The following is a 4,087-nucleotide window of genomic DNA, read 5'->3' as shown; positions in this document are numbered from 1 at the left end:
CAAGAGACGAGGGAATTCCGCGTGTGGTGCGACCACCACGTGCTGACCCAACTGCCTCACGGGAAGGAGGCCTGGCCCAACTTCAAGGTCGGAGGCTCGGGAGCCCAGCACTGGTCCGCGCGGGTGATGTTCATGGCGGATGTGGAGGATGGGCGCAACTGGTTCGTGGCCAATACCAAGCCCCTGCCGCGATTCACGGAGCGCAACACCGTCCGGGCGTTGGTGGATGGGAAAGAGACCTACTCCGCGATGGTGGAGGCACTCGACACGCTCACGGGGCCCCAGCACTTCCTCTACCTGGCTGCCTTCTTGGTGCACCCCGACTTCCCGCTCATCCCGGAGCGGAGTGGCACCCACTTCTGGGAGATCCTGGAGCGGCTCGATGGAGCCGGGGTCAAGACCGCCATCCTGCTGGCGGCACTGAACACCAACGGCATCTTGGGCCGCTTCGGCCCGAAGAAGAACATCATGGTAGGGATTGATTATGTGAACTACGTGGCGTGGCAGCAGTCCCACCAGAAGTTCATGATCATCCATGGGGAGGAGGGGGTCGTGGCATTTTGTGGTGGCATCGACCTGTCCGATAATCGCGTCACCGGCCCGGACCACGAGAATCCCGACCTCTGGCACGATGTCCATGCCAGGCTCGAGGGCCCGGCGATCCGTGATCTCCACTACACCTTCACCCAGCGTTTCAATCAGCTCTCTTCCCGGGGCCCAGTGCTCGACAGCACCCCGCCGACCATCGTGGGACATGGCAGCCAATACGTTCAGGTGACCCGGACGTACCCCGTCATGCTCTCCCTTGGCCAGGACTCCGCCAGACCCAAGCCATTCCCATTCGCTACCACCGAGAGAGAGCGCGGGACGCTCAATGCCATCCGGCGTGCCCTCCAGCGCGCCCAGCGCTACATCTACATCGAGGATCAATACCTGACACCCTACGGGGGGCCCTACCCCTATGATGCCAAGGAGGACAGTACGGGGATCCTCGGCGATCTACTCGGGGCGTTGAAGCGTATTGACTACCTGGTCATCGTCATCGCGAAGAGGGCCGATCATGCCGCGGCGGAAACCCATTTCAGACGTGCCCGAATCATCCGGACCTTGCGCAAGGCCTTTCCAGAGAAGGTGCACGTCTTCTACATGGCCACTTCCTCCCCTTCGCAGGCAGCCCGCTTGAGCGTGAGGGCCATGGATCCAGAAGCCGCGGCCAAGCAGGACATGCTCCGTGCGGCAGGAGAGGAGCTCGCGCGCCCCCAGCCCCTCTCTCCGGAGGTCGCCAGCGGGCCCGCGCAACTTCTCTCCGAGCTTCGTCGCGGTCATGGACCGGGAGCAGGCTCCGTCGCTCAGCTCGAGCAACTCCAAGCCCAGGTGGTGGCAGCACTCCAGGCCGATCAGGCCCAGGGAGCACACGCGGCGGGAGTGAGGGCCACGGCGGCGGGAGCCACCCAAGAGCGGGCCATCTATGTCCACAGCAAGGTCCTCATCGTGGATGACGTCTACGTGAAGATTGGCTCCGCCAACTGCAATCGCCGCAGCTACATGTGCGATACCGAAGCGGACCTCCACATCATTGATGGTGCGGTCGCCGATGGTGCGAGCGCCTTCGCGCGCGAGTTCCGCGTGAGACTCTGGGCCGAGCTCCTCGGTCTCGACGAGCGGAGTCGGGGAGTGCTCGAGGATCCACTCCAGGCCCACCAGTTCTGGAAGAGCCCGCCCCCTGGCGCCAAGGTCCGGTACTTCGACGAGATGAAGGGCCACTACAGCTGGAAGCAGGACACGTACACGAAGGAACTCACCGACAAGGATCTCAGCAAGGGAGGACAGCTGTTCTGGGACCTCTTCGTGGACCCAACTGGGTGACCGCTGGGGCTCGGCATGGGACAACGGGTCGCGAGGAGCGGGCGCTTCGCGGCCGGAGCTCGACGCGTGGAACGATTGGACCCCGGGCCAGGAAGGGCTATTGGAGGTCGATCATGACGGAGTCTGATCAACAGGCGGTCTCGCGGCGTGGTCCCCTCACGGCGATCACCTTCTACTTCGTTTGCCTCCTTCTCTTTCCAGCGATCCTTGTTGGCTACGTGCTCTGGATCAGCAAGACCTACGCCGGACGCACCTCGGGCGTGTCGGGGACAGCGCAAGGGCCGCTGTCGGCGCGTTGGTTCCAACACCGACTCGGCACCCGGCGCGATGAGCCAGCGCATCGGCTCCTCATGGTGCTACCCGGCGTCTCGCCGCTGGCCGTGCGTCTCGTGTTTGGCCCGATGCTGCTCGCTCATCGCCTGAGCGGCTACGTGCCGCGGGCCTTCCGGTATCCCTTTGAAGGTGACGTTTCTCTTCAGAACCAGGCTTCTGCCCGCCAGACGTTCTACGATTCCGTCGTTGATCGGTACCTGGCCGACGTCGCACAGGTCGTCATTCTGGGCGCGGGCTTCGACACCCGCGCATTCCGATTGCCCAAGGAGACACGGGTCCGCTCCTTCGAGGTGGACACCCTGAAGACGCTGACGCTCAAGCAAGAGGTATTGAAGAAAGCCGGGGTCAACCCGGCCGAGGTGACGTTCGTCGCCGCGGATTTCGAGAAGAAGGACTGGCTCAGCCGGCTCGTGGAGGCGGGGTTCGACGTCGACAAGCCGACCCTCTTCCTCTGGGAAGGCGTGACTCCCTACCTGGACCGGGCCGCCGTCGAGGACACGCTGCGCAAGATCGCCGGCACCGCCCAGGGCAGCATCCTCGCCTTCGACTACCTCACGACCGAGGTGCTCGAGTCGCGGTCGCTGTATCTGCGTACCGTGAGGGCTTCGCTTCGGGCGGGTGGGGAACCACTGAAGTTCGGCATCGACAGCACGCCGCCGTCGAGCGAGCGCCTGGCCGAGCTGCTCCGGTCTTGTGGACTCTCACCCGGCGAGCAACACACGTTCGGGCAAGAGCTGGACGAGAAGCGGGCCTGGGGCGGCTTCGCGACGGCAATCGTGCAGGAATAGACCCAGGAAGAGTGTCCGACGATTCGTAGGAGACGCGGTGTCGGAACGAGTCCTTTGACACCTTCCCGGGACACCATCCCCGGACTCAGCCGCCGGAGAAATAATCACAGACGTAATAAAAGAGCTGTGTCACACCCTTCCAGCACTGGGCGAGGACTATCAAGTTTGGCCCGTAACTCGATTGAACGGCGTACACCTGACCGCCAGCCAGGGCTGGGGTGGAGACGGGGCAGCTCGGTACGTTGAAATACTTGGCGGGGCAACTGGCGCCTCCACCCATTGTACCAGCGGGTCCCTGTGGCCCAACCGGTCCCACTGGACCCTGCAACCCCGTAGCCCCCTGCGGCCCGGTTGCCCCAACAGGGCCCGCGGGCCCGGTCGCTCCCTGCGGCCCAGCCGGTCCCGCGTCACCCTTTGGCCCCTGGAGCCCCATGGGCCCTTGGGGACCGGCCTCTCCTCGCGGCCCGGGCAGCCCGACAGGACCCACGGGCCCCGTGTCGCCCTTCGCTCCAGGGGGCCCTACCGGCCCCTGTGGCCCCTGAGCACCATTGCATACGTAATGCGTGAGCGCGGCGTTCACCTCCGGGGCGTCGAGCACGCTGTTGCGGTTGACGTCGGCGCCCAGCTCGACCTTCGCACCGCCAGTGGCACAGTGGGTTCCCGCTGCCTCGGGGGTCGTCTTCGCCAGCGTGGGCACCTCCCGCCGGTCCCGCAGGTCCCTGGGTGCCATTGCAAAGGTGGCGCGTGAGCGCACCGTTCACCTCCGCGGCCTCGAGCACATAATTGCGGCTGAGGTCCAAACCCATCTCCAACTTGGTGCCACCCGTCGCGCAGGTGGCGCCCGGAGCCACGGCGGTGGTCTTCAGCAGGATGTTGAATCCAATCCTGGCTCAAGTAGCCTTCCGCGTCCTCGAAATCGATCCGGACCAGAGCCCCACCACGCTTCTTCGCCCGCTCGCGATCCCACTCATTGGCCATGTAGTGCTTGAGCGACGCGAGCAGCCACGCGCGGAACCGGCCCCGGGTGGGATTGGCGACCGAGACCTCGTTCTTCTCCAGCAACCGGGTGAAGAAGCCCTGCGTCATGTCCTTCGCATCTT

The 4,087-nt window shown here is 64.8% G+C and carries 2 protein-coding genes and 2 pseudogenes; 2 read left to right on the top strand and 2 right to left on the bottom strand.

The genetic code is table 11. The annotated features are described in order from the left end of the window. Together VF697_RS18660 and VF697_RS18655 are read left to right on the top strand one after the other, a co-directional pair. Nucleotides 1-1,866: pseudogene (locus VF697_RS18660) on the top strand (phosphatidylserine/phosphatidylglycerophosphate/cardiolipin synthase family protein); the annotation flags it as partial. 113 nt (nt 1,867-1,979) lie between these two features. Then, a complete protein-coding gene (locus tag VF697_RS18655) occupies nt 1,980-2,987 on the top strand; it encodes an SAM-dependent methyltransferase (RefSeq protein ID WP_331096854.1) in 1,008 nt (335 codons plus the stop codon). Between the two features lie 85 nt (nt 2,988-3,072). Here VF697_RS18655 and VF697_RS43675 read toward each other — a convergent pair whose 3' ends face one another. Both VF697_RS43675 and VF697_RS43670 read right to left on the bottom strand, forming a co-directional pair. Continuing rightward, complete coding sequence (locus tag VF697_RS43675; RefSeq protein ID WP_422653115.1) at nt 3,073-3,717, bottom strand: DUF7151 family protein; 645 nt, start codon at nt 3,715-3,717, stop codon at nt 3,073-3,075. Nucleotides 3,718-3,754: 37 nt separating this feature from the next. Then, nucleotides 3,755-3,853: pseudogene (locus VF697_RS43670) on the bottom strand (DUF7151 family protein); the annotation flags it as partial. Nucleotides 3,854-4,087: the final 234 nt, after the last annotated feature.

The organism is Archangium sp., from assembly GCF_036388035.1.
Classification (GTDB): Bacteria; Myxococcota; Myxococcia; order Myxococcales; family Myxococcaceae; genus Archangium.
This window is presented reverse-complemented; position numbering and strand designations above follow the sequence as displayed.